This is a genomic window from Pontimicrobium sp. MEBiC01747 (genome assembly GCF_053601635.1).
Genome location: NZ_JBSHNS010000472.1, coordinates 1 through 536, shown reverse-complemented (window position 1 = coordinate 536; position 536 = coordinate 1). Strand labels below are relative to the sequence as shown.

Here is a 536-nt window from a genome sequence, read left to right as displayed (position 1 = left end):
CATTAGCGCCGATGGTACTACAATCGTGGAAGAGTAGGTCGTCGCCTTTTTTAAAGCGCTTTAGTAATTAATACTAAAGCGCTTTTTTTTATACAATAAATCCTCAACAAATATCTTTTTGTTGAGGATTTTTTTTGCTTTAAGCTTTATGTATTATAAATACTGTTACAATTTTGCTTTTGTTCGTCTTTTTTGAAACAAAAGTTATTAATATATCTTATGGACTAACATCTTTTCTAAAAAAAATGTAAGTATTACTATATAAATAGACTTATAGGTGGATTAGTTTTTAAATTCAATTAATTTATCTATTTTAGTTTCCATGAATAATATTATCGAATCTACTTTAATTACACTTCAAAAGTCCAAATCATTATTAACTCTTTTATCTAACGATGTATTATGTGATAAATCTGTGTCTCCTTATTTCTCTAGTGTTGGAGGGCATGTAAGACATATTTATGATTTTTATGATTGCATATTAAGTACAAATGATAGCGGGGCTTACGATTTAACCAATAGGAAACGTATAGCAG

1 pseudogene is annotated in these 536 nt (G+C 27.6%); it reads left to right on the top strand.

The features are described from left to right. Positions 1–322 precede the first annotated feature (322 nt). Positions 323–536: pseudogene (locus ACVC2P_RS15570) on the top strand (hypothetical protein); the annotation flags it as partial.